General features: G+C 65.8%; 23 protein-coding genes. 17 read left to right on the top strand and 6 right to left on the bottom strand.

The window, feature by feature from the left end:
- Window positions 1-145 precede the first annotated feature (145 nt).
- Window positions 146-1,192 (bottom strand): phosphoribosylformylglycinamidine cyclo-ligase, encoded by a 1,047-nt coding sequence (gene purM / locus ROZ37_RS05195; RefSeq protein ID WP_312658032.1) that lies wholly within the window; start codon window positions 1,190-1,192, stop codon window positions 146-148.
- Between the two features lie 151 nt (window positions 1,193-1,343).
- On the opposite strand from purM, the gene ROZ37_RS05190 reads away from it, so the two are divergent.
- The 10 genes from ROZ37_RS05190 (at window position 1,344) to ROZ37_RS05145 (ending at window position 9,245) form a co-directional block, all read left to right on the top strand.
- A complete protein-coding gene (locus ROZ37_RS05190) occupies window positions 1,344-2,447 on the top strand; it encodes an AI-2E family transporter (RefSeq protein ID WP_312658030.1) in 1,104 nt (367 codons plus the stop codon).
- Window positions 2,444-3,115 (top strand): DnaA regulatory inactivator Hda, encoded by a 672-nt coding sequence (gene hda, locus ROZ37_RS05185; protein ID WP_312658029.1) that lies wholly within the window; start codon window positions 2,444-2,446, stop codon window positions 3,113-3,115. The genes ROZ37_RS05190 and hda overlap by 4 nt, the downstream gene beginning before the upstream one ends.
- Window positions 3,116-3,220: 105 nt before the next feature.
- Window positions 3,221-3,886 (top strand): HAD family phosphatase, encoded by a 666-nt coding sequence (locus ROZ37_RS05180; RefSeq protein ID WP_312658027.1) that lies wholly within the window; start codon window positions 3,221-3,223, stop codon window positions 3,884-3,886.
- A gap of 98 nt (window positions 3,887-3,984) precedes the next feature.
- The gene (pcnB, locus tag ROZ37_RS05175; RefSeq protein ID WP_312658025.1) at window positions 3,985-5,343 is read left to right on the top strand and encodes a polynucleotide adenylyltransferase PcnB; all 1,359 of its coding nucleotides are present in this window, start codon (window positions 3,985-3,987) and stop codon (window positions 5,341-5,343) included.
- A complete protein-coding gene (gene folK / locus ROZ37_RS05170; protein ID WP_312658023.1) occupies window positions 5,340-5,867 on the top strand; it encodes a 2-amino-4-hydroxy-6-hydroxymethyldihydropteridine diphosphokinase in 528 nt (175 codons plus the stop codon). The genes pcnB and folK overlap by 4 nt, the downstream gene beginning before the upstream one ends.
- Window positions 5,868-5,941: 74 nt before the next feature.
- Window positions 5,942-6,259 carry a DMT family protein gene (locus tag ROZ37_RS05165; protein ID WP_312658315.1) on the top strand — a complete coding sequence of 106 codons (318 nt, stop codon included), beginning with the start codon at window positions 5,942-5,944 and terminating at the stop codon, window positions 6,257-6,259.
- Between the two features lie 9 nt (window positions 6,260-6,268).
- A complete protein-coding gene (locus tag ROZ37_RS05160; RefSeq protein WP_312658021.1) occupies window positions 6,269-6,910 on the top strand; it encodes a deoxynucleoside kinase in 642 nt (213 codons plus the stop codon).
- A gap of 89 nt (window positions 6,911-6,999) precedes the next feature.
- Complete coding sequence (gene panB, locus ROZ37_RS05155; RefSeq protein ID WP_312658019.1) at window positions 7,000-7,815, top strand: 3-methyl-2-oxobutanoate hydroxymethyltransferase; 816 nt, start codon at window positions 7,000-7,002, stop codon at window positions 7,813-7,815.
- A 29-nt stretch (window positions 7,816-7,844) separates the two neighbouring features.
- Complete coding sequence (gene panC, locus ROZ37_RS05150) at window positions 7,845-8,672, top strand: pantoate--beta-alanine ligase (RefSeq protein ID WP_312658017.1); 828 nt, start codon at window positions 7,845-7,847, stop codon at window positions 8,670-8,672.
- Window positions 8,673-8,795: 123 nt separating this feature from the next.
- The gene (locus ROZ37_RS05145) at window positions 8,796-9,245 is read left to right on the top strand and encodes a CBS domain-containing protein (protein ID WP_312658016.1); all 450 of its coding nucleotides are present in this window, start codon (window positions 8,796-8,798) and stop codon (window positions 9,243-9,245) included.
- Window positions 9,246-9,332: 87 nt separating this feature from the next.
- Here ROZ37_RS05145 and pepN read toward each other — a convergent pair whose 3' ends face one another.
- The 5 genes from pepN to ROZ37_RS05120 form a co-directional block, all read right to left on the bottom strand.
- Window positions 9,333-12,038: an aminopeptidase N gene (gene pepN, locus ROZ37_RS05140; RefSeq protein ID WP_312658015.1), complete on the bottom strand. Its 2,706-nt coding sequence runs from the start codon at window positions 12,036-12,038 to the stop codon at window positions 9,333-9,335.
- A gap of 148 nt (window positions 12,039-12,186) precedes the next feature.
- Window positions 12,187-12,681 carry an RDD family protein gene (locus tag ROZ37_RS05135; RefSeq protein WP_312658014.1) on the bottom strand — a complete coding sequence of 165 codons (495 nt, stop codon included), beginning with the start codon at window positions 12,679-12,681 and terminating at the stop codon, window positions 12,187-12,189.
- 10 nt (window positions 12,682-12,691) lie between these two features.
- A complete protein-coding gene (locus ROZ37_RS05130) occupies window positions 12,692-13,144 on the bottom strand; it encodes a DUF3106 domain-containing protein (protein WP_312658013.1) in 453 nt (150 codons plus the stop codon).
- On the bottom strand, window positions 13,117-13,491 hold the full coding sequence (locus ROZ37_RS05125) for a DUF3619 family protein (protein WP_312658012.1): 375 nt from the start codon (window positions 13,489-13,491) through the stop codon (window positions 13,117-13,119). The genes ROZ37_RS05130 and ROZ37_RS05125 overlap by 28 nt, the downstream gene beginning before the upstream one ends.
- Window positions 13,488-14,033, bottom strand: a complete 546-nt coding sequence (locus ROZ37_RS05120) for an RNA polymerase sigma factor (protein WP_409449933.1) — start codon at window positions 14,031-14,033, stop codon at window positions 13,488-13,490. The genes ROZ37_RS05125 and ROZ37_RS05120 overlap by 4 nt, the downstream gene beginning before the upstream one ends.
- Window positions 14,034-14,172: 139 nt before the next feature.
- Between ROZ37_RS05120 and ROZ37_RS05115 the strand changes: the two genes are divergently transcribed.
- From ROZ37_RS05115 to ROZ37_RS05085, 7 genes are all read left to right on the top strand, one after another.
- A complete protein-coding gene (locus ROZ37_RS05115; protein WP_312658011.1) occupies window positions 14,173-15,882 on the top strand; it encodes an acetolactate synthase 3 catalytic subunit in 1,710 nt (569 codons plus the stop codon).
- A gap of 146 nt (window positions 15,883-16,028) precedes the next feature.
- Window positions 16,029-16,520 (top strand): acetolactate synthase small subunit, encoded by a 492-nt coding sequence (gene ilvN, locus ROZ37_RS05110; protein ID WP_312658010.1) that lies wholly within the window; start codon window positions 16,029-16,031, stop codon window positions 16,518-16,520.
- An 85-nt stretch (window positions 16,521-16,605) separates the two neighbouring features.
- Window positions 16,606-17,622 (top strand): ketol-acid reductoisomerase, encoded by a 1,017-nt coding sequence (ilvC, locus tag ROZ37_RS05105; protein WP_312658008.1) that lies wholly within the window; start codon window positions 16,606-16,608, stop codon window positions 17,620-17,622.
- Window positions 17,623-17,822: 200 nt separating this feature from the next.
- Window positions 17,823-18,470 carry a phosphatidylserine decarboxylase gene (locus ROZ37_RS05100; protein WP_312658006.1) on the top strand — a complete coding sequence of 216 codons (648 nt, stop codon included), beginning with the start codon at window positions 17,823-17,825 and terminating at the stop codon, window positions 18,468-18,470.
- Window positions 18,471-18,555: 85 nt separating this feature from the next.
- Complete coding sequence (gene pssA, locus ROZ37_RS05095; RefSeq protein WP_312658005.1) at window positions 18,556-19,335, top strand: CDP-diacylglycerol--serine O-phosphatidyltransferase; 780 nt, start codon at window positions 18,556-18,558, stop codon at window positions 19,333-19,335.
- A gap of 111 nt (window positions 19,336-19,446) precedes the next feature.
- Window positions 19,447-21,327 (top strand): sulfatase-like hydrolase/transferase, encoded by a 1,881-nt coding sequence (locus ROZ37_RS05090; RefSeq protein ID WP_312658004.1) that lies wholly within the window; start codon window positions 19,447-19,449, stop codon window positions 21,325-21,327.
- Window positions 21,328-21,361: 34 nt separating this feature from the next.
- Window positions 21,362-22,033 carry a response regulator transcription factor gene (locus ROZ37_RS05085; protein WP_312658003.1) on the top strand — a complete coding sequence of 224 codons (672 nt, stop codon included), beginning with the start codon at window positions 21,362-21,364 and terminating at the stop codon, window positions 22,031-22,033.
- Window position 22,034: the final 1 nt, after the last annotated feature.

Below are 22,034 nucleotides of genomic sequence, written 5' to 3'. Positions count from 1 at the left end.
GGACGGGGCACTGGTGACGTGACAGCCCGCGACGGAGCTGGGAACGATTCGAAAATCGGGCGCGCCGGTGACGCGCCCCTGGCTCTTCCGGCGACCGCGTGGCCCCGGCCGCTTTCGGGCCGCTCCCGCGGCCCCGCAGCTTCGCTCAGGCGACCGTGGTTTGCGCTTCGCCGGCGGCGCGCGTTTCGATGCGGCCGAGGCGATAGACGGTTTCGCCCGCCGCTTCGAGCTTCGCCGTCGCGGCGTCGGCATCGTCCGCGGCAACGATCACGACCATGCCGACGCCGCAATTGAACACGCGATACATCTCCTGCGCATCGACGTTGCCGGCGTCCTTGAGCCACTGGAACAGCGGCGGCAGCGTCCAGGACGTCGCGTCGAGCCGCGCGGCGAGCGTCTCGCCGAGGATGCGCGGCACGTTCTCGAGCAGACCGCCGCCGGTGATGTGCGCCATGCCCTTGACGACGCCGGGCATCGCGGCCATCAGACCGAGCATCGGCTTCACGTACAGCCGCGTCGGCTCGAGGATCACGTCGCGCAGCGGGCGGCCGTGAAAGTCCGCGTCGAGGTCGGGCTTCGCGACGTCGATGATCTTGCGGATCAGCGAGTAGCCGTTCGAATGGGCGCCGCTCGAGGCGAGGCCGAGCACGACGTCGCCCGGGACGATCTTCGAGCCGTCGATGATTTCGGATTTCTCGACCGCGCCCACCGCGAAGCCGGCGAGATCGTACTCGCCGTCGGGATACATGCCCGGCATCTCGGCCGTCTCGCCGCCGATCAGCGCGCAGCCCGACAGCTCGCAGCCGCGTGCGATGCCGCCGACGACTGCGGCGGCGGTGTCGACGTCGAGCTTGCCGCACGCAAAATAGTCTAGAAAGAACAGCGGCTCGGCGCCCTGCACGAGGATGTCGTTGACGCTCATCGCGACGAGGTCCTGGCCGACCGTATCGTGCTTGTTCAGCTGGAACGCGAGCTTCAGCTTGGTGCCGACGCCGTCGGTGCCGGAAACGAGGACCGGCTCGCGGTACTTCTTCGACAGTTCGAACAGCGCGCCGAATCCACCGATGCCGCCGAGCACTTCGGGGCGCATCGTGCGTTTCGCGAGCGGCTTGATGCGGTCGACGAGGGCGTCGCCGGCATCGATATCGACGCCGGCATCACGGTAGGAAAGCGAAGGTTTCGGGGAGCTCAAGGTTGGTCCTCTGGCGTACGGAGTGCGTGTTTCGGCCGCCCCGCGACACGGGGAAACTTGAGGCCGCAACATCAAGTGGCTACATTTACGGGTTTCGCGGATGCCCGAAAAGTCTTCGAGCCGCCGCGCCAAGTCCGCGATTTTACTCGAAATGACCCCTTCCCGCGCCGACCGAATACAAACCGCCGTCTGGGCCGGCGTCGCGATCGCGCTGATCGCGCTGTTCTACGCGCTCGGCCCGATCCTCGCGCCGTTCGTGATCGCCGCGGTGTTCGCGTACATCTGCGACCCCGCGGTCAACTGGATGGTCGCGCGGCACATTCCGCGCCCGCTCGCGGTCCTGCTCGTGATCCTCGGGCTCGGCGCGATGCTGCTGCTGTTGCTGCTGATCCTCGCGCCGATGATCTACCGCGAGGCATTCACGCTCGTCGGACGGCTGCCGGACCTGATCGAATTGGCCAACGCCCGGGTGTCGCCGATGCTGCAGGAACGCTTCGGCATCAATTTCCAGCTCGACGCGGCCTTTGCACGCACCTGGATCACGGAAAACTGGAGTACCGCACAGGATCTCGTGCCGATCATCCTCGGCCACCTGCGCCAGGGCGGCAGCGCGCTGATCGGCCTGCTGGCGATGGCGTTTCTCGTCCCGGTGGTGATGTTCTACCTGCTGCAGGACTGGCCGCAGCTGCTCGAAAACACTCGCAGCATCATCCCCCGGCCGTTGCTGCCGCGGGCGATGCGCATCGTCGGCGACATCGACTCGGTGCTGTCGCAATTTCTGCGCGGGCAGCTGTCGGTGATGCTGCTGCTCGCGGTCTTCTACACCGTCGGGCTCTGGATCGCAGGCCTGAAGTTCGCGCTGCCGGTGGGCGTGATCACGGGTCTGCTGGTGTTCATCCCCTACGTCGGCTTCGGCGGCGGGCTGGTTCTCGCGATCCTGACCGCGCTGCTGCAGGGCGAAGGCTGGTCCCCGCTCGTCGGCGTCGCGATCGTCTACAGTCTCGGCCAGGCGCTCGAAAGCTTCGTGCTGACGCCCTATCTCGTCGGAGAGCGCATCGGGCTCCATCCGGTCGTCGTGATCTTCGCGCTGATGGCCTTCGGGCAGCTGTTCGGCTTCGTCGGCGTACTGGTCGCGCTGCCGGTGAGCGCCGCGATCCTCGTCGGCCTGCGTGAGGTACGCGCCGCGTGGATTTCGAGCCGGCTTTACCTGGGCGACGAAACCGACGCGATCCAGATCGAAGAGGCGCGCAAATGAAGCAGCTCGTGCTCGACATCCGGCCCGACGCGCCCCCGACGCTCGGCAATTTCGTCGCCGGCGGCAACGACGAACTGCTCGCCGCGCTCGACACGCTCGCGACGCTTCCGGGTCATGTGTATTTGTGGGGTCCGCACGGCAGCGGCCGGACGCATCTGCTGCGCGCAGCGGTGAGCGCCACGACAACCGCGGGCCGGGTTGCGCTCTATGTCCCGGCCGCCGAAGCCGGCGGCGAGCTGCCGCAGACCGCGGACACGCTGCTCGCCATCGACGACATCGACGCGCTCGACCCGGATGCGCAGGTCGCGCTCTTCAATGCATTCAACCGCGCGGGCCGCAACGGCCAGAAACTGCTGCTCGCCGGCAACGCGCCGCCGCTACAGCTCGTGCTGCGCGAGGACCTGCGCACCCGGGTCGGCCAGTGCCTCGTCTACGAAGTCCGCCCGCTCGACGACGAAGCGCGCGCGGCGATCCTGCGGACCCTCGCCGAACGCCGCGGCCTGCGGCTCGCCGACGACGTCACCGATTTCCTGCTGCGCCACGGGCGGCGCGACGTGCCGAGCCTGCTCGCGGTGCTCGACGCGCTCGACGCCGCGTCTCTCGAGCGCAAGCGCGCGGTCACGCTGCCGCTGCTGCGCGAGATGATGCAGACCGGACTCGAAATTTGAACGGCACCGCGATCGTCGCGGCACCCGGCTCGCCAATCGGCACGAGCGCGTCCGGCCGATCCGACGCTCGCGGCGCGTAACCCGAACCCAACAAGGAAACCCGCTTTGGACCTCGTACTCTTCGACCTCGACAACACCCTGCTCAACGGCGACTCCGATTTCGCGTGGGCGCAGTTTTTGATCGCGAAAGGCGTCCTCGACCGCGAAGTGCAGGAAGCACGGAACGTCGGGTTCTACGAGCAATACAAGGACGGCACGCTCGACATCTTCGAGTTTCTCGACTTCCAGCTCGCACCGCTCGCGCGGCACCCACGCGCCCAGCTCGACGCGTGGCACCGCGAATTCCTCGCCACGTCGGTCGCGCCGATGATCACCGCCAAGTCGCGCGCGCTCGCCCGCGAACACCTCGACAGCGGCGCACTCGTTGCCGTCGTCACCGCGACGAACAGCTTCGTCACCGGGCCGATCGTCCGCGAGTTCGGCATCCCGCACCTGATCGCGACAATTCCCGCGCAGGAAAACGGCGCGTTCACCGGCAAACCGCGCGGCATGCCCGCGTTCAAGGGCGGGAAGATCGAGCGCGTCGACAACTGGCTCGAGTCGCTCGGCCTGTACCTCGGAAGTTTCGAACGCACCTGGTTCTACAGCGACTCGCACAACGACCTTCCGCTGCTGTCGCGCGTCACCGATCCGGTTGCCGTCGACCCGGACGACACCCTCGGCGCCCATGCGCGCGCCCACGGCTGGCCGGTGATCTCGCTGCGTCCCTGACAGCGGCGCGAATCGGACCGAACCGGCCGCTTCCGCTTCGACGCGGCCGGCGTATCGGTTATCATTGCGCGCTTACGTTCACCGCTTTCTCCTCTTCCATGATCCGCAAGCTGCTGCGCAAGGTTTTCCGCCGCGCCGCGACCGCCGTGAATCCCGAACCCGCGCTGATCCCCGTCGCTCAGCATGGCATCCGCCGCGAGCAGCTCTCGCCGGTCGCGCGCAAGGTCTGCACCGTCCTCCAGGAAAACGGCCACAAGGCCTTCGTCGTCGGTGGCGCGGTGCGCGACCTGCTGGTCGGCCATCCGCCGAAGGACTACGACGTCGGGACGAGCGCGACGCCCGAAGAAGTGCGCGCGCTCTTCCGCCGTTCGCGCATCATCGGGCGCCGGTTCAAGATCGTGCACGTGATGAGCGGCTCCGAGACGATCGAGGTCTCGACCTTCCGCGCGAGCCAGGACGCCGAGGCGACCGAAACCGACGAACATGGCCGCGTGCTGCGCGACAACGTCTACGGCTCGCAAGCCGAGGACGCGACGCGGCGCGATTTCACCGTCAATGCGCTGTATTACGACCCCACGACCGAGCACATCCTCGACTACCACCACGGCGTCGCCGACCTGAAGCAGAAGACGCTGCGCATCATCGGCGATCCCCGCACGCGTTACCGCGAAGACCCGGTGCGGATGCTGCGCGGCGTGCGCCTCGGCGCGAAGCTCGGCCTGACGCTCGACCCCGCCGCCCGCCACCCGATCCGCGAAATGGCCTCGCTGCTCGAGAACGTGCCGGCCGCGCGGCTCTTCGACGAGATGTTGAAGCTGCTGTTCTCAGGCTACTCGGTAAAGTGCCTGCAGCAGTTGCGCGAGGAAGGCCTGCATCACGGCCTGCTGCCACTGCTCGACGTGATCCTCGAGCAGCCGATGGGCGAGCGCTTCGTGTGGCTGTCGCTCGAGAACACTGACGACCGGGTGCGCCAGGACAAATCGGTCTCCCCGGGCTTCCTCTTCGCGACGCTGCTCTGGCACCAGGTGCTCGCGAACTGGGAAGCGCGCAAGCGCGGTGGCGAGCACAGCCAGCCGGCACTGTTTTCGGCGATGGACGAGGTGCTCGACGCGCAGGCCGGCAAACTCGCGATCACCCGTCGCATCGTCGGCGACATCAAGGAAATCTGGGCGCTGCAGCCGCGCTTCGAGAAGTGCACCGGCAAGGCACCCTACCGGCTCATCGAGCAGCCGCGCTTTCGCGCCGGATGGGACTTCCTGCGCCTGCGCGCGCAGTCGGGTGAAATCCCGATGGCGCTGCCGGAGTGGTGGGAGCGCTTTTCGCACGCAGGACACGACGCCCGCGAAGCCCTGCTCGCCCAGGCCCCCGGCACCGGCGAGGCGCCCGAGCGCAAGCGTCGGCGGCGGCGCCGCAAGCCCTCCGAGGCGGGAGCGAGCGAGGTCGTCGACGCATCATGAGCAGCCCGACTTCCGCACCGCTCACCGAGCAAGGATCGGTCGAGCGGGCCTACATCGCGCTCGGTGCGAATCTCGGGGACGCGCGCGCGACGCTCGAAGCCGCGTTCAAGGCGCTCGACGAAATGCCCGGCACGCGGCTCGTCGCGCGTTCCTCGCTGTACCGGACAGCCCCGATCGGCGTCTCCGGCCAACCGGACTACCTCAACGCGGTCACTGCCCTCGACACCGCGCTGTCGCCCGAAGCACTGCTCGATGCGCTGCTCGCGCTGGAAGCCCGCAATGGCCGAACGCGCGAGTATCCGCTCGCCGCGCGCACGCTGGACCTCGATCTGCTGCTCTACGGCGACCGGGTGATCGACCTGCCCGCACTGCAGGTTCCGCACCCGCGCATGCATCTTCGCGCCTTCGTGTTGATGCCGCTCGCCGAAATCGCGCCGACGCTGTCGCTTCCCGGCCACGGCGCCGTCGCCGATCTGCTGCGCGGCGTGTCGGCCCAGCAGATCGAACGCCTTCCACGCGACTGACCCGCCCCGCCGTTTCCCCAGGATTCCCATTGATCATCGCACTGCCGACCGTTCCCGTCTGGGCCCAGACGGCGATGATGCTTGCCGTGGCGAACGTATTCATGACCTTCGCGTGGTATGGCCATCTGAAGAACATGCAGTCGAAGGCCTGGTTCGTCGCCGCGATCGTGAGCTGGGGCATCGCGCTGTTCGAATATCTGTTGCAGGTGCCCGCGAACCGGATCGGCGCAACCGAATTGAGTCTCGCGCAGCTAAAAATCATGCAGGAGGTGATCACGCTGCTCGTGTTCATCCCTTTCGTCGTGCTCTACATGAAGCAGCCGCTCAAGCTTGACTACCTTTGGGCCGCGTTGTGTATGCTTGGCGCGGTGTATTTCATCTTTCGCAACTAAGGCACCCCAATGCTCGACAAGGCGCGCTACATCGTCGTCGAAGGGCCGATCGGCGCCGGCAAAACGTCGCTGTCACGCCGTCTCGCCCAGCGCCTCGACGCGCAGGTCCTGTTCGAACAGCCCGAACTCAACCCCTTTCTCGGACGCTTCTATCAGGCGCCGGAACGTTGGGCGCTGCCGACGCAGCTGTCCTTTCTCTTCCAGCGGGTGGAACAACTAGCGAGCGTCGCCGAGACGATCGGTGCCCAGCAGCGCGTCGTGTCGGATTTCATCCTCGACAAGGATCCGCTGTTCGCGGCGCTCAACCTCGCAGACGACGAACTCGCGCTGTATCAGCGAATCTTCGACAGCACGAAACCGGCCGCCCCGCCGCAGCCGGACCTCGTGATCTACCTGCAAGCCAAACCCGAAACGCTCATCGACCGCGTCCGCCGCAGAGGCATAGAAGTGGAGCGGCGCATCACCGAGCGCTACCTCGAACAGGTTGCCGACCGCTACGCGCGGTTCTTCTACCAGTACGACGCCGCGCCGCTCTTCGTCGTCGACGCCGAAGTCCTCAACCCGGTCGAACAGGACGACGACTTCGAACTCCTGCTCGAACGCCTGCGCAACATGCGCGGCTACCGCGAGTTCTTCGGCTACGCGGCCTGACCGACTCGACCTCCGGAACTTTTCGCCGTCGGGCTTGTGCGTCGCCGCAATTTGCGGAAAACTCCCGGCTCTCCTCAGGAGTACCCCCGATGAGCTACCTTCAGGACGATAAACCCGTCACCCTGTTCGAACTCGGCAAGATGCGCGCCGAAGGACGCAAGATCAGCATGCTCACCTGCTATGATGCGAGCTTCGCGTCGGCGCTCGAGCGCGCGGGGGTCGATGTCGTGCTGGTTGGCGACTCGCTCGGCAACACCGTGCAGGGGCAGAAATCGACGCTGCCGGTCACGCTTGAGCACATGATCTACCACACCGAATGCGTCACGCGCGGCTGCACCCGCCCCTTCATCGTGACCGACCTGCCCTTCGGCAGCTACCACGAGAGTCCGGCCCAGGCGATGCGCAGCGCCGCACGCGTGCTCGCAGCCGGCGCACACATGGTCAAGCTCGAAGGCGGCGCCTTCATGGCCGAAACCGTTCGCTTCCTCGTCGAGCGCGGCGTGCCCGTCTGCGCACACATCGGGCTCACGCCGCAATCGGTGCACCAGCTCGGCGGCTATCGCGTGCAGGGACGCAGCGAAGCGGGTGCCGCGCAGCTGAAAGCCGACGCGCTCGCGCTCGAGCAAGCCGGCGCCGCGCTGATGGTCATGGAAATGGTGCCGGCCGCGGTCGCGAAGGACGTCACGGCGAGCCTGTCGTCGATGGCGACGATCGGCATCGGAGCCGGACCGGACTGTGACGGCCAAGTCCTCGTCCTCCATGACATGATCGGCGTCTACCCCGGCAAGAAGGCTCGCTTCGTCAAGAATTTCATGGTCGGTGCGGCGAGCATCGACGAGGCGATCTCACGCTACGTACAGGCCGTCGCCGACGGCAGCTTCCCCGGCCCCGAGCACTGCTACTGAGTCGGCCGGCCTTTCAGTCAGGACACGTCATGCAGATCCACACCACCATCGAATCCCTGCGCGCCGCGCGCGCATCGGCCGGCCGCGTTGCGCTCGTGCCGACCATGGGCAACCTGCATGAAGGCCACATCACGCTGATGCGCCAGGCGGCTGCTCACGCCGACTCGATCGTCGCGAGCATTTTCGTCAACCGCCTCCAGTTCGGACCGCGCGACGACTTCGACCGTTACCCGCGCACCTTGAAGGCCGATTGCGAGCGACTCGAAGCAGCCGGCGTCGCGCACCTTTTCGCGCCCGACGAAACGGCGATGTACCCGCAGCCGCAGCATTACTTCGTCGAGCCCGCGCCGGCCCAGGTCAGCATCCTCGAAGGCGAGTTCCGCCCGGGGCATTTCCGCGGCGTCGCCACCGTCGTGCTGAAGCTCTTGAACATCGTGCAGCCGGACGTCGCGCTCTTCGGCAAGAAGGACTATCAGCAGCTGATGGTGCTGTCGAACATGGTGCGCCAGCTCGCGATTCCGGTCGAAGTCCTCCCCGGGGAAACCGTGCGTGCACCCGACGGACTCGCGCTGTCGTCGCGCAACGGTTACCTGTCGGCGGAGGAGCGCGCGGAAGCGCCGCGGCTGCATCGCGAATTGTCGCGGATCCGCGACGCGGTGCGACTGGGCGACCACGACTTCCTCAAGCTCGAAACCGAGGCCATCGCGGAGCTCGCCGCACACGGTTGGCATCCCGATTACATTGCCGTACGCCGCCGCAGCGATCTTCAGCCTCCGGTTCACGCCGACGATCCGCTCGTCGTCCTCGCCGCGGCCAAGCTCGGCCAGACGCGCCTCATCGACAACATCGAGGTGTAGCGGGCCCGCCGCGGATCCCTCGCTCGGGGCGCTTGCGTCGGCGGCGTCTTCGTTCCAAGCTATGACGCCATCGTCTCACCGGCGCCTGCAGTGCAAAGCGATAACCTCAGGAGGGAAACAGAGATGACAGCGACAACCACGGTCCGGCAGATCCTCGAACAGAAGGGAACCGGCGTGCACTCGGTCGAGCCGGGCGTCAGCGTGTTCGAGGCCCTGTCCATCATGGCGAAATTCGACATCGGCGCAGTCCTCGTCCTCGAGAACAAGCGCCTCGCCGGTATCTTCACGGAGCGCGACTACGCGCGAAAGATCGCGTTGAAGGGCCTCAGTTCGAAGGACGTGAAGGTCGGCGACCTGATGACCGCGAATCTGTGCACGGTGACGCCGTCGCAGACGGTCGAGGACGTCATGAACCTGATGACGGAAAACCGCTTTCGCCACCTGCCGGTCGTCGAGCACGGACGGATCGCCGGCATCGTGACGATCGGCGACGTCGTCAAATCGATCATCGTGCAGCAGGAAGAGACGATCAATCACTTGTCGAATTACATCGCGGGCGACATCGCGACCTGAATCCTCGCGCAATACCGCGGCGCGCGCCGACGCCGGAACCTGCGAGGACCGCGGTCCTCGCGACCTCGAACCTCCGGCGCCGTCCGCTCAGCCCTCGTTGCCGAGGGCCTTCCCGATGATTTCCGCGACGTCCGGCGACAGGCCGGGCGCCGCGGCGACTTTTTCGAGCTCGGGGCGAATTCGCGCCTGAAGCGCGGGCGCGAAGCGCCGCCAGTTTTCCAGCGAACGTGCGATCCGCGACGCGACTTGCGGATTCTTCGCGTCGAGCGCAATCACCTGCTCCGCCCAGAACGCATAGCCGCTGCCGTTGGCCGCATGGAATTCGGCCGGGTTGTTGCGGAAAAAACCGCCGAGCAGCGCGTAGACCTTGTTCGGATTGCCGAGGCTGAAAGCCGCATCCCGCATCAGCGCGCGGACGCGCTCGAGCACCGGCTCCTCGCTCGGATCCCAGCGCCACGCCGCAGCCTGCAGCGCGAACCATTTGTCGAGCACCAGCGCGTCGTTGGCAAAACGCGCGTGAAAAGACTCCAGGGCAGCCTTTCGCGCCGGACTCGCGCTCTGCACGAGCGCGGCGAGCGCACCGAATCCTTCGGTCATGTTGCCGAAACGCTCGAACTGATCCCGGGCACGCACGAGACCCGGCTCGATTTCGGCGGCCGCGAGATATCTCAGCGCGAGATTCGCCAGCGCGCGGCGGCCGGCGTCCGCCGGGTGATAGCGATACGGACCGTCGACGGCGAGCGCGTCGCCGAGCTTCAGCCAGTCGTCGGCGAGCCGGGAACCCAGCTCGCGCATCAGGAATACGAGTGCTGCGCGCAGCGGCGCCGGGTCCGCCGGCTCCATCCGCTCCAGCAGATAGCCTTCCGACGGCAGCGCCGCGGCTTGCGCGCGGAAGGCCGGATCGAGCGAATCGTTGGTCAGCAGCGCGCGGAATGCGGCAACGAACCCGTCCGGAACCGCGAGCGGACGGCCCGCCGCGGCGTCTGCCGCGAGTGCGAGGATGACGCGCTCCGCGTAGCGCTGTGTCGCGTCCCAGCGATTGAATGCGTCCGAATCATGCGCCATGCGGAATGCCAGCCGCGCGTCGTCCTCGTCGAGTTCGAGAATCACCGGCGCCGAGAATCCGCGCAGCACCGACGGCACGGGCTCGAACGGAACGTCGACGAAACGGAAGGATTGTTCGACTTCGCTCAGCTCGAGCACCCGCGTCGTCGCGCCGGCGTTGTTTTCGTGCGCGACACGCAAGGGCAGATCGGCGCCGTCGGGCCCGATCAGCCCGACGGCCACCGGGATCACGAGCAGCTGTTTCTCCGGCTGACCCGGCGTGGGCGGCGTACGCTGCGACAGTGTCAGCGTATAGACGCGACCCTCGGCGTCGTAGCTGCCCACCGCCTTCACCCGCGGCGTGCCCGCCTGCGCGTACCAGTTCATGAACTGGTCGAGGTCGCGGCCGTTCGCTTCGGCCATGCAGTCGACGAAATCGTCGCAGGTGACCGCCTGCCCGTCGTAATAGCTGAAATAGAGATCCATGCCGTTGCGGAAACCTTCGGCGCCGAGCAGGGTATGCAGCATGCGGATGACTTCGGCGCCCTTCTCGTAGACCGTCGCCGTATAGAAGTTGTTGATCTCCTGATAGCGGTCCGGACGGATCGGGTGCGCCATGGGTCCCGCGTCCTCCGGGAACTGCGCGGCGCGCAGTACCCGGACGTCGTCGATCCGCTTTACCGCGCGTGCCGACGCGGCCGCGGCCTCGCCCCCCGCTTCCGCCATGCGGCCGAGCATGTCGGCCGAAAACTGCTGGTCGCGGAAAACGGTCAGCCCTTCCTTCAGCGTCAGCTGGAACCAGTCGCGGCAGGTCACGCGGTTGCCGGTCCAGTTGTGGAAGTACTCGTGCGCAACGACGCTCTCGATGTTCTCGTAGTCGACGTCGGTCGCCGTCTCCGGCTTCGCGAGCACGTACTTCGAGTTGAAGATGTTCAGCCCCTTGTTCTCCATCGCGCCCATGTTGAAGTCGCTGACGGCGACAATCATGAAGCGGTCGAGGTCGAGCTCCAGGCCGAAGGTCTCCTCGTCCCAGCGCATCGAATGCATGAGCGAATCCATCGCGTGCCCGGCGCGGTCGAGATTGCCGTCCTCGACCCAGACCTGCAGCAGCACGTCACGGCGCGAGGCCGTCGTGACGCGGCGCTCGAGCGCGACCAGCTTTGCTGCGACGAGCGCGAAGAGATACGAAGGTTTCGGGAAAGGATCGACCCATTTCGCGTAGTGTCGGCCGCCTTCGAGTTCGCCCTGTTCGACGAGATTGCCGTTCGACAACAGCACTGGACAGCTCGCCTTGTCTGCCTCCACCGTCACCGTGTAGCGGCTCATCGCATCGGGACGGTCCGGAAAGAACGTGATCCGGCGGAAGCCTTCCGCCTCGCACTGCGTGAAAAAGCCCCCTCGGGACTGGTAAAGGCCGGAAAGCGTCGTGTTCGCCGACGGATCGATGCGCGTGACAATCTCGATCTCGGCCGAGTCGCCGTCGAGATGAAGAACGATGCCGACCGCGTCGCGGACTACCCTCGTCGATTCGGGTTCGGCGCCGTCGATCCGCAAAGACAACAGCTCGACGTCCTCGCCACAGAGCCGCAGCGGACCTGCCGGGACGCGTACATCGCGAACGCAGTGCAGGCGGCTCGTCACGCGGGTGGCGGATGGGTCGAGATGAAAGTGAAGTTCGATGCGCTCGATTTGCCAGGCAAGCGGCTGATAATCGGCACGGAGAATCGCTGGGGCGTGTTCGGTTTTCATTGTCGTCTCCGATCGCGTCGGATCCATTCGGGCAAACCGGAACTATACGCGCGGGCGCCGCTGCGGCGCGACCGCGAACCCGAACACAGCTGACTCTGAATGGCCCGAACCGCAGGGGTCCGGGAATCGACGGACCGCCGCCCGAGCGTCAGCGCGTCTGGCCCGCGACCGAAGGCAGCAGCACGACCCGAGTGCCGGCGAGCCTGTCGTGCAGGAATTGCCGGTCGCGATCGACGAGCGCCCACGCGAGCCCGATGCCGAAGCAGAGCACCGACGGCCACGCGAGCGTGTAACGAAGCCAACCGGTCGAGGCGGCGGGCAATCGCCCGTCCGCGGCGCGCACGATCTGCAGCCGCCAGGTCTGCATCGCGAGCGTCTGGCCGCCGCGGCGCCAGTACCAGACGAAATACGCGCCGAGCACGAGGTAGACATGCAGCCACGCGACCCAGCCGGCGGGCGCGACGTTCCAGACGACGCCGAGAATCAGGTACGGCACCATGAAGGTCAGCGCAAGAACGCCGAGCATCAGCAGCGATTCGTAAAGCAGGCTCGCGAGCCGCCGGCGCAGGCCCGCCAGTTCGACGAGCGTGCGCTGCGGCGCGGGCTTGCTGATCGGGGCTTTCCGCCCGGAGGAGGTGTTCATTCTTGACGCCTTATTCGTTTCCTTTTCCGCGCGGCGTCCGTTCGTCCCTTCGGGGTCGGATCTCCGACTTCACCGCGCGCTCCTCGGGGGCGAGGCTGCGATATCTTAGCCATTGCTCGCGCAGCGTTTCCCGCTTGTCGGGCGGGATGTTCCGCAAGCTGCGGTACTGGTCCCTGGCGGCTTCGCGCTGCTCCGGCCGGAGATTCGCCCAGTCCTTCATGCGGGTCTGGACCCGAGCCTGTTCCTGCGGCGTGAGACGCCGATATTCGTGCGCGATCCCGACCCATTTCTGTCGGTGCTCGTCGCTCATGCCGTTCCAGTCGTCGGCGAGCGGCGCGAGAATCTGCTGCTCGCTCGGACTCAAGCGGTTCCACCGCGGGGCCCCGATCGGCGTCACGGCTGCGGCGACGGTACCGCTCGCGATCAACGCCAGGATCAGGACCGTGAGTCTTGCTGCACCCATGCCTTGAATTCCGCATCGAGATAGGCATCGATCGGCAGGTCGTCGCTCAGCAGCGCAGTGTCGACTTCCTGCAACGTGATAACGCGCGCCCAGGTCGACCAATAGTCGCCGACGCCGACGGCCGCCAGGATCGCCACGCTGACCGCCACGGGACGGAGCAGGCCCGGGAAGCCGAGCCGGAAACCCGCGTTTCCGCCGAAGATCTGTGAAAGCCGCCCGGTCGGCCTCTGGACGGCGAGAGCCTGCTCGCGCGCGACCCGCAACCGCTCGAGCAGCCCGTCATCCAGTTCCCTCGCCGACGCCGAGAGATGGCCAGCGACCTTCCGGCCGAAATCCTGTTCGTTCATGGCACGATCCCCTTCGCTTTGAGGGCTGCCGCCAGCGTCTGCGTGGCGCGCGAGCAGTGCGTCTTGACGCTCCCTTCCGAGCAACCCATTGCGGCGGCCGTCTCGGAAATATCCATTTCCTCCCAGTAACGCATCAGGAACGCTTCCCGTTGACGATTGGGCAGGCGAGCGATTTCCCGCTCGATCGCAGCGAGCGTTCTCGCACGTTCGAACTGCCGATGCGGCGCATCGGCGCTGGCCGCGTCGGAATTGGCGGTGAGGACATCCAGCGCGTCGGTCTCGTCCTCGTCCTCGGATACGAAGGACGACAACAGCGCGGTCCACGTGTTGCGGACCTTCTGGCGCCGGAGCGCGTCGTAGATGACGTTCTGGAGGATGCGCTGGAACAACATCGGGAACTCGCCGGCCGGACGGTCGCCGTAGCTCGCCGACAGCTTCAGCATCGCATCCTGCACCGCGTCGAGGGCCGCCTCGTCGGTCCTCAGCGCATAGACCGCCTGCTTGAACGCACGCTTTTCGACGCCCTCGAGAAAGGCGGACAGTTCTACCCGGGAAGCCAGCTGTGAATCCTTGAGAATCGCGGCGGTTCGGCGTCTTGTTGCGACGCAGCGCCAATCTTGACCAAACGCCGAGTGACCGGTAACGTTCGTCGTTTAGAACGTGATAAAGAGCGAGTTTGCGATGGTGCTGACTGGTGCGGAAATTGTAATCAGGTGCCTGCAGGAAGAAAAGGTCGAATACGTGTTCGGCTACCCCGGCGGCGCAGTCCTCTACATTTACGACGCACTATTCAACCAGGACCGGGTACGCCACGTACTCGTCCGCCATGAGCAGGCAGCAGTCCACGCCGCCGACGGCTTCGCGCGCAGCACCGAAAAGGTCGGCGTCGCGCTGGTGACGTCCGGCCCGGGCGCGACGAACGCGATCACCGGCATCGCGACCGCCTATTGCGACTCGATCCCGATGGTCATCATCAGCGGACAGGTCCCGACCGCCGCGATCGGGCAGGACGCGTTCCAGGAAGTCGATACGGTCGGCATCACGCGGCCGTGCGTGAAGCACAACTTCCTCGTCAAGGACGTCCGCGACATCGCGACGACGATCAAGAAGGCGTTCTACCTCGCGAAGACCGGCCGCCCCGGTCCGGTGCTCGTCGACATCCCGAAGGATGTGTCGATGCACAAGTGCGAGTTCGAGTATCCGCAAGAAGTCTCGATGCGCTCGTACAACCCCGTCGTCAAGGGTCATCAGGGCCAGATCCGCAAGGCGGTGCAGCTGCTGCTCGAAGCGAAGCGCCCGATGATCTACACCGGCGGCGGCGTCGTGCTGTCGGACGCGGCGGAGCAGCTCACCAAGCTCACGCGCCTGCTCGGTTTCCCGATCACGAACACGCTGATGGGCCTCGGCGGCTATCCGGCGAGCGACGGCCAGTACGTCGGCATGCCGGGGATGCACGGCACCTATGAAGCGAACATGGCGATGCACTACTGCGACGTGCTGCTCGCCGTCGGCGCCCGATTCGACGACCGCGTCATCGGCGACCCGGAGAACTTCGCCGAGGAACCGCGCAAGATCATCCACGTGGACATCGATCCGTCGTCGATCTCGAAGCGCGTCAAGGTCGATATCCCCATCGTCGGCGACGTGAAGGAAGTGCTCGACGAGATGATCCGTCAGCTCGAGGCCTCGTCCGCGCGTCCGGATGGCGAAGCGCTGGCGACCTGGTGGAAACAGGTCGACGAGTGGCGCCGCCGCGAGTGCATGAAGTACAAGAACTCGGACGACATCATCAAGCCCCAGTTCGTGATCCAGAAGCTCTGGGAAGTCACCGGCGGCGACGCGTTCATCACGTCGGACGTCGGCCAGCACCAGATGTGGGCCGCGCAGTACTACCGTTTCGACAAGCCGCGGCGCTGGCTGAACTCCGGCGGCCTCGGGACGATGGGCGTCGGCCTGCCGTACGCGATGGGCGCGCAGCTCGCGCATCCCGGCTCGCCGGTCGCATGCGTGACCGGTGAAGCGTCGATCCAGATGAACATCCAGGAGCTGTCGACGTGCAAGCAGTTCCGGCTGCCGATCAAGATCTGCAACCTGAACAATCGCTACCTCGGCATGGTCCGCCAGTGGCAGCAGCTTTTCCACGGCGAGCGTTATTCCGAGTCCTACATGGATTCGCTGCCCGACTTCGCGAAGCTCGCCGAGGCATACGGCCACGTGGGACTGCGGGTCGAACGACCGGCCGACGTCGAAGGCGCGCTGCGTGAAGCGTTCGCGCGCAAGAACGACCTCGTGTTCCTCGATTTCCAGATCGACCAGACCGAGAACGTGTATCCGATGGTCCAGGGCGGCAAGGGTCTCACCGAGATGATCCTGTCGGCCGAGGACCTGTAACAACCGATCTTTCTCGCGGGGCGCGGCGACACCAAGGTCGCGCCGGCGGCGAGGCGCCCACCGGCCCCTCGTCACCGCGGATGCCGGCCCCCGGCAGTCCGTGTCCGCGGGACCACCGGCTCTCCGTAGACCCTCAAGAGAACAACATGAGACACGTCATCTCCCTGCTGATCGAGAACGAATCGGGCGCGCTGTCGCGTGTCTCCGGCCTGTTCTCGGCGCGCGGCTACAACATCGAATCGCTGACCGTCGCGCCGACGGAGGATGCGTCGATGTCGCGCATGACCATCGTCACGACCGGTTCGGACGACATCATCGAACAGATCACGAAGCAGCTGAACAAGCTCGTCGAAGTCGTCAAGGTCGTCGATATTTCCGAGGCCGCCCACATCGAGCGCGAGCTGATGCTCACGAAAGTGCGCGCGACCGGCAAGGACCGCGAGGAGATGAAGCGCATGGTCGACATCTTCCGCGCGCACATCATCGATGTGACCGACACGTCCTACGTCGTCGAGCTGACCGGCAACCAGTCCAAGCTCGACGCCTTCATCAATGCGATCGACCCCGCGCTGGTGCTCGAAACCGTGCGCTCGGGCGTCTGCGGCGTCGGCCGCGGCGATCGCATCCTGAAGGTCTGACCCCCAACCCCGTTTGCGGCTGGCAGCGCTGCCGTTATCATGGCGGCCGCCGGCGCAGAAGCCACCGAAACCAGAAAGGAAAATCATGAAAGTCTATTACGACAAGGACGCCGACCTCTCGCTGATCAAAGGCAAGCAGATCGCGATCATCGGCTACGGCTCGCAGGGCCACGCGCACGCGCAGAACCTCAATGAGTCCGGCTGCAAGGTCACCGTTGGCCTGCGGAAGAGCGGCGCGTCGTGGAAGAAGGCGGAAGGGGCAGGCCTCGTCGTCAAGGAAGTCGCCGAAGCGGTCGCGAGCGCCGACCTGGTCATGATCTTGTTGCCCGACGAGAACATTCCCGAGGTGTATCGCAACGACGTCGAGCCGAACATCAAGCAGGGCGCGACGCTCGCGTTCGCGCACGGCTTCAACGTGCATTACAACCAGGTCGTGCCGCGCGCCGACCTCGACGTCGTGATGATCGCCCCGAAGGGCCCCGGCCACACGGTCCGTTCCGAGTACCTGAAGGGCGGCGGCGTGCCGTCCCTGATCGCGGTGCATCAGGACCAGTCGGGCAAGGCGAAGGACATCGCGCTGTCGTACGCGGCGGCGATCGGCGGCACGAAGGGCGGCGTCATCGAGACGAATTTCCGCGAAGAGACCGAAACCGACCTCTTCGGCGAGCAGGCCGTGCTGTGCGGCGGCGCCGTCGAACTCGTGAAGATGGGCTTCGAGACGCTGACCGAAGCCGGTTACGCGCCCGAGATGGCGTACTTCGAGTGCCTGCATGAGCTGAAGCTGATCGTCGACCTGATGTACGAAGGCGGCATCGCGAACATGAACTACTCGATCTCGAACAACGCCGAGTACGGCGAGTACGTGACCGGACCCGAAGTCATCAACGAAAAGTCGCGCGAAGCGATGCGCGCCGCCCTGAAGCGCATCCAGACCGGCGAATACGCGAAGATGTTCATTCTGGAAGGCCGCACGAACTACCCGTCGATGACGGCGCGTCGGCGCCTGAATGCCGCACATCCGATCGAGCAGGTCGGCGGTCAGCTGCGCGAAATGATGCCGTGGATCCGCAAGAACAAGCTGGTCGACCAGACGAAGAACTGAGTCCTGGCGAAAAGGAGCCGCGCGCGTCGCGGCTTGCGGCCGCATGTCGATCGCGATCCTGACGGGTCTGTCCTCGCGCCGCTTGCGGCGCGCCGGGAGCCCGATGGCGCCCCCACCGGTCGGCGGCTCCGATTCACCTCGCCCAACGGGCCGGGTTCCGCGCTGCGCGGGAACCCGGCCTTTTTTGTCCCGGATACACCATGCCCAATAACTATCCCCATCCGATTCTGGCCCGCGAAGGCTGGCCCTTCATCGCGATCACGCTCATCGTGGCTCTGGTCATCAGCACCGCCGCGGGCTTCGCTTGGGCGCTGCCCTTCTGGGTGCTGTTCGCTTTCGTCGTGCAGTTCTTCCGCGATCCGCCGCGACCGATCCCGCAAGGCGAGAAGGACGTGCTCTCGCCCGCGGACGGGCGCATCGTCGCGATCGAGCCCGTGCGCGACCCGTACCTCGACCGCGACAGCCTGAAGATCAGCGTGTTCATGAACGTGTTCAACGTTCATTCGAACCGCAGCCCGGTCGACGGAGAGGTCGTCCAGCGCTGGTACAACGCTGGCCGTTTCGTCAATGCGGCGCTCGACAAGGCATCGGTCGAGAACGAACGCAATGCGCTGCACCTGCGGCTCGGCAACGGTCAGGACGTCACCTGCGTGCAGGTCGCGGGCCTGATCGCGCGACGGATTCTTTGCTATGTTGAAGCGGGCTCGAGGCTCGGGCGCGGCGAGCGCTACGGCTTCATCCGCTTCGGTTCGCGCGTCGACGTCTATCTGCCGCCGGGCAGCCGCGCACGCGTGACGATCGGCGACAAGGTGTCGGCCTCGAGCACGATACTTGCCGAACTGCCGTGAGGACTGCCGGCGGCGCACGCGCTGCCGGCTTTGAAATCGAACGCACGCCCGGGAACTTCCGGTCAATAGCGGAAACGATCATTCCATGCCACTGATTCCCCTCGAGAAACGTCGTCGCGGCATCTACATCCTGCCGAATCTGTTCACGACTGCGGCGCTGTTTGCCGGCTTTTACGCCATCGTGCAGGCGATGAACCTTCGCTTCGAACATTCGGCGGTCGCGATCTTCGTCGCGATGGTGCTGGACGGCCTCGACGGGCGGGTGGCGAGACTGACGCGCACCCAAAGCGAATTCGGCGCCGAGTACGATTCGCTGTCGGACATGGTGTCGTTCGGCGCCGCGCCGGCCCTCGTGATGTACGAGTGGGCGCTGAAGGACATGGGGAAGTTCGGTTGGATCGCGGCGTTCATCTACTGCGCGGGCGCGGCCCTGCGGCTCGCGCGCTTCAATACGAACATCGGCGTGATCGACAAGCGGTATTTCCAGGGCTTGCCGAGTCCGGCCGCGGCCGCACTGATCGCCGGCCTGGTATGGGTCGTCATCGACAACGGGCTGACCGGTCAGGACGTGAGTTGGTTCGCGGCCCTGCTGACGATCTTCGCGGGCGTGTCGATGGTCAGCAACGTGCTCTTCTGGAGCGGCAAGGACATCAATCTGCGCAAGAGCGTCCCGTTCATCGTCGTCATCGCGCTCGTGATGGCGTTCGCGCTGGTATCGAGCTACCCCCCCGGGGTGCTGTTCGCGCTGTTCCTCGTCTATGCGGCATCGGGCTACGTGATCTACTTCTGGCGGTTCGCACAGAAGCGCCGCCGGCGCGAAGCAGCGGTCGCGTCCGGCGAGCGACGCGACGAACCGACCGAATGACCGGTGGAAAACCCCGTTTTTTATGGCGTTTCACATTTTTTTTACGCGACGTTGAAGCGCGCTTGACGTCGCCACTGCGAGGATGCCGGCCGGTTGTCACCGGAGTTTCCGATGTCCTCGCTACCGAGCCGCGTTCAGCTCGACCGCTTTTTCCTGCTCTCCTGGCTGCTTGCCTGCGCCCAGCTCGCGAGCGGCCAGACGTCCGCGCAATACGCCGGATTCGCCGTCGCGACCTGGTCGCTGGCGACGACGCTCAGCTACGCATTCCTCTATCTCCTCCCCGCATTCGCCGTCAGTCACGCGCTGCGACGCGTCGTGGGCGGCACTCGTGAGGGGCGCGCGGCGGCTGCGATCCTCGCGATCACGACTGTCGGACTCGCCGGACTCACTCACGTCCTGCTCTTTGCGGACCGCGTGATCTTCCGGATGTACGGATTCCACATCAACGGGTTCGTCCTGGACCTGGTGACGACGCCGGGAGGCATCGAATCGCTCGGCGCAAGCAACAGCACCGTGTTGACCGCGACGCTGATCGTGCTCGGCCTCGTCGTGGTCCACGCGCTCGCATACGCATGGACGACGCGTGATCGACGGTCCGCGAGCGACTCGGGGCGCCGCCGATGGAGCGCCGCCCTCGCGCTCTTCGTGGTCCTGACCCTCGGCGAGCGCCTGGCCTACGGCTACAGCGCGATGACGAATTTCCAGCCCATCCTGTTCGCGAGCGAACGCTACCCGCTGTACCAGCCGCTGACCTTCCGGCGGCTCGCGAAGCGGCTGGGCGTCGCAACACAGGAGAATCCGGCAGCGGGGCTGCACGTCGGCGCCGGCGCGCTGACCTATCCGCTCGCCCCACTGACCGTGGAGCCCCCGAGCCGCCCGCTGAACATCGTCTGGCTGGTAGCCGAGTCGCTGCGCTTCGACATGCTCGACCAGAAGATCATGCCGAACCTGTGGGCGCTGTCGAACGACGCGCTGCGGCTCGAAAACCATTACAGCGGCGCGAACATGACGCAGATGGGCGTGTTCTCGATGTTCTACGGGCTCTACGGAAACTATTGGTTTCCGATGCTCGCCGCCCGTCGCCAGCCCGTGCTGATGGACGTGCTGCAGCAGCAGAACTATCAGTTCAGCCTCCACACCAGCCAGCGTTTCACCTACCCCGCATTCGACAAGACCGTCTTCGTCGGGATGCGCCCGGGCGATCTTCACCCGCTCGACACCGGCGGCAGCGCCTGGCAACGCGACGCGACCAACATCGACAACATGGCCCGCTTCATCGACGGCCGGGATCCGGCACGGCCGTTCATGACCTACATGTTTTTCGAGGGGACGCATGCAAATTACGATTTCCCCGACGCCGACGCGATCGCCCGGCCCTACCTCGAGGATTTCAACTACCTGACCACGGATTTCACGGAGCAGATGCCGCTGATCAAGAACCGCTACCTCAACGCGGCGCATCAGGTGGACAAGCAGATCGGCCGCGTCGTCGAGCACTTGCGCGCGAGCGGTCTGTACGACAACACGGTCATCATCGTGCTCGGCGACCACGGCGAGGAATTCATGGAACGCAGCCGGTGGGGTCATGGCGCACAGTTCAATCGTTTCCAGACCGGGACGCCCGCGGTGGTCCGGGTGCCGGGACGCAAGCCGGCCGTGATCACCGGCATCACCAGCCACCTCGACATTCCCGCGACACTGATGCCGCTGCTCGGCGTTCGCAACCCGGCAGCCGACTATTCGCTCGGCCAGGACCTCTTCGACCCCGCTTTCAATCGACGCTACGCGGTCGTCGCGGACTGGAACCGCATCGGTTATATCGGCGAAGACTTCAAGGTCACATTCCCGATCAACGCCCTTGGGGCCGGACGCAATGAGGCGACCGATGGCGAAGACCACCCGCTGGACGACCCCGCGGTGGCGATCGGGAAGATCCGCTCGTCGATGGTCGAGATAATGGGTAATCTCGCACGCTTCAGCGGCCGAAACTGAACGATTCGGCCGCATCCCCACCCGATCCGAAACTATGCGACTGCTGCTCGTCGAAGACAATCGCGACATCCTCGCCAATTTGGCGGACTACCTCACGCTCAAGGGCTACGTGGTCGACTGTGCTCAAGACGGGCTCACGGGCCTCCACCTCGCGGCGACGCAGCGCTACGACCTGATCGTGCTCGACGTGATGCTGCCCGGCGTCGATGGTTATGCGCTGTGCGAGCGGCTGCGTGAGACCGAGCAGGATCAGACGCCCGTGATCATGCTGACCGCGCGCGACGCCCTCGACGACCGGCTGCACGGTTTTCGCGCCGGGGCCGACGACTACCTGACCAAGCCGTTCGCGCTGTCGGAACTGGCCGCGCGCATCGAGGCGGTGTTGAAGCGCAGCCGCTCGGGCGGGCGGCGCCAGCTCGTCGTCGGCGACCTGCAGTACGACCTCGACACGCTCGACGTCCGCCGCGGCGGGCAGACGCTTCATGTCGGGCCGATCGGCCTCAAGCTGCTCGAGGTGCTGATGCGCAAGAGTCCCGCAGTCGTGCGCCGCGAATTGCTCGAAACGACGCTGTGGGGCGACTCGCCGCCGGACAGCGACAGCCTGCGCAGCCACATCCACAACCTGCGCCAACAGATCGACAAGCCCTTTGCGTCGGCGCTGCTGCACACGGTGCATGGCATCGGCTACCGCCTGACCGCCCGCTGAC

The sequence above is a fragment of the Aromatoleum sp. genome (assembly GCF_032027225.1).
GTDB lineage: Bacteria > Pseudomonadota > Gammaproteobacteria > Burkholderiales > Rhodocyclaceae > Aromatoleum.
This window is presented reverse-complemented; position numbering and strand designations above follow the sequence as displayed.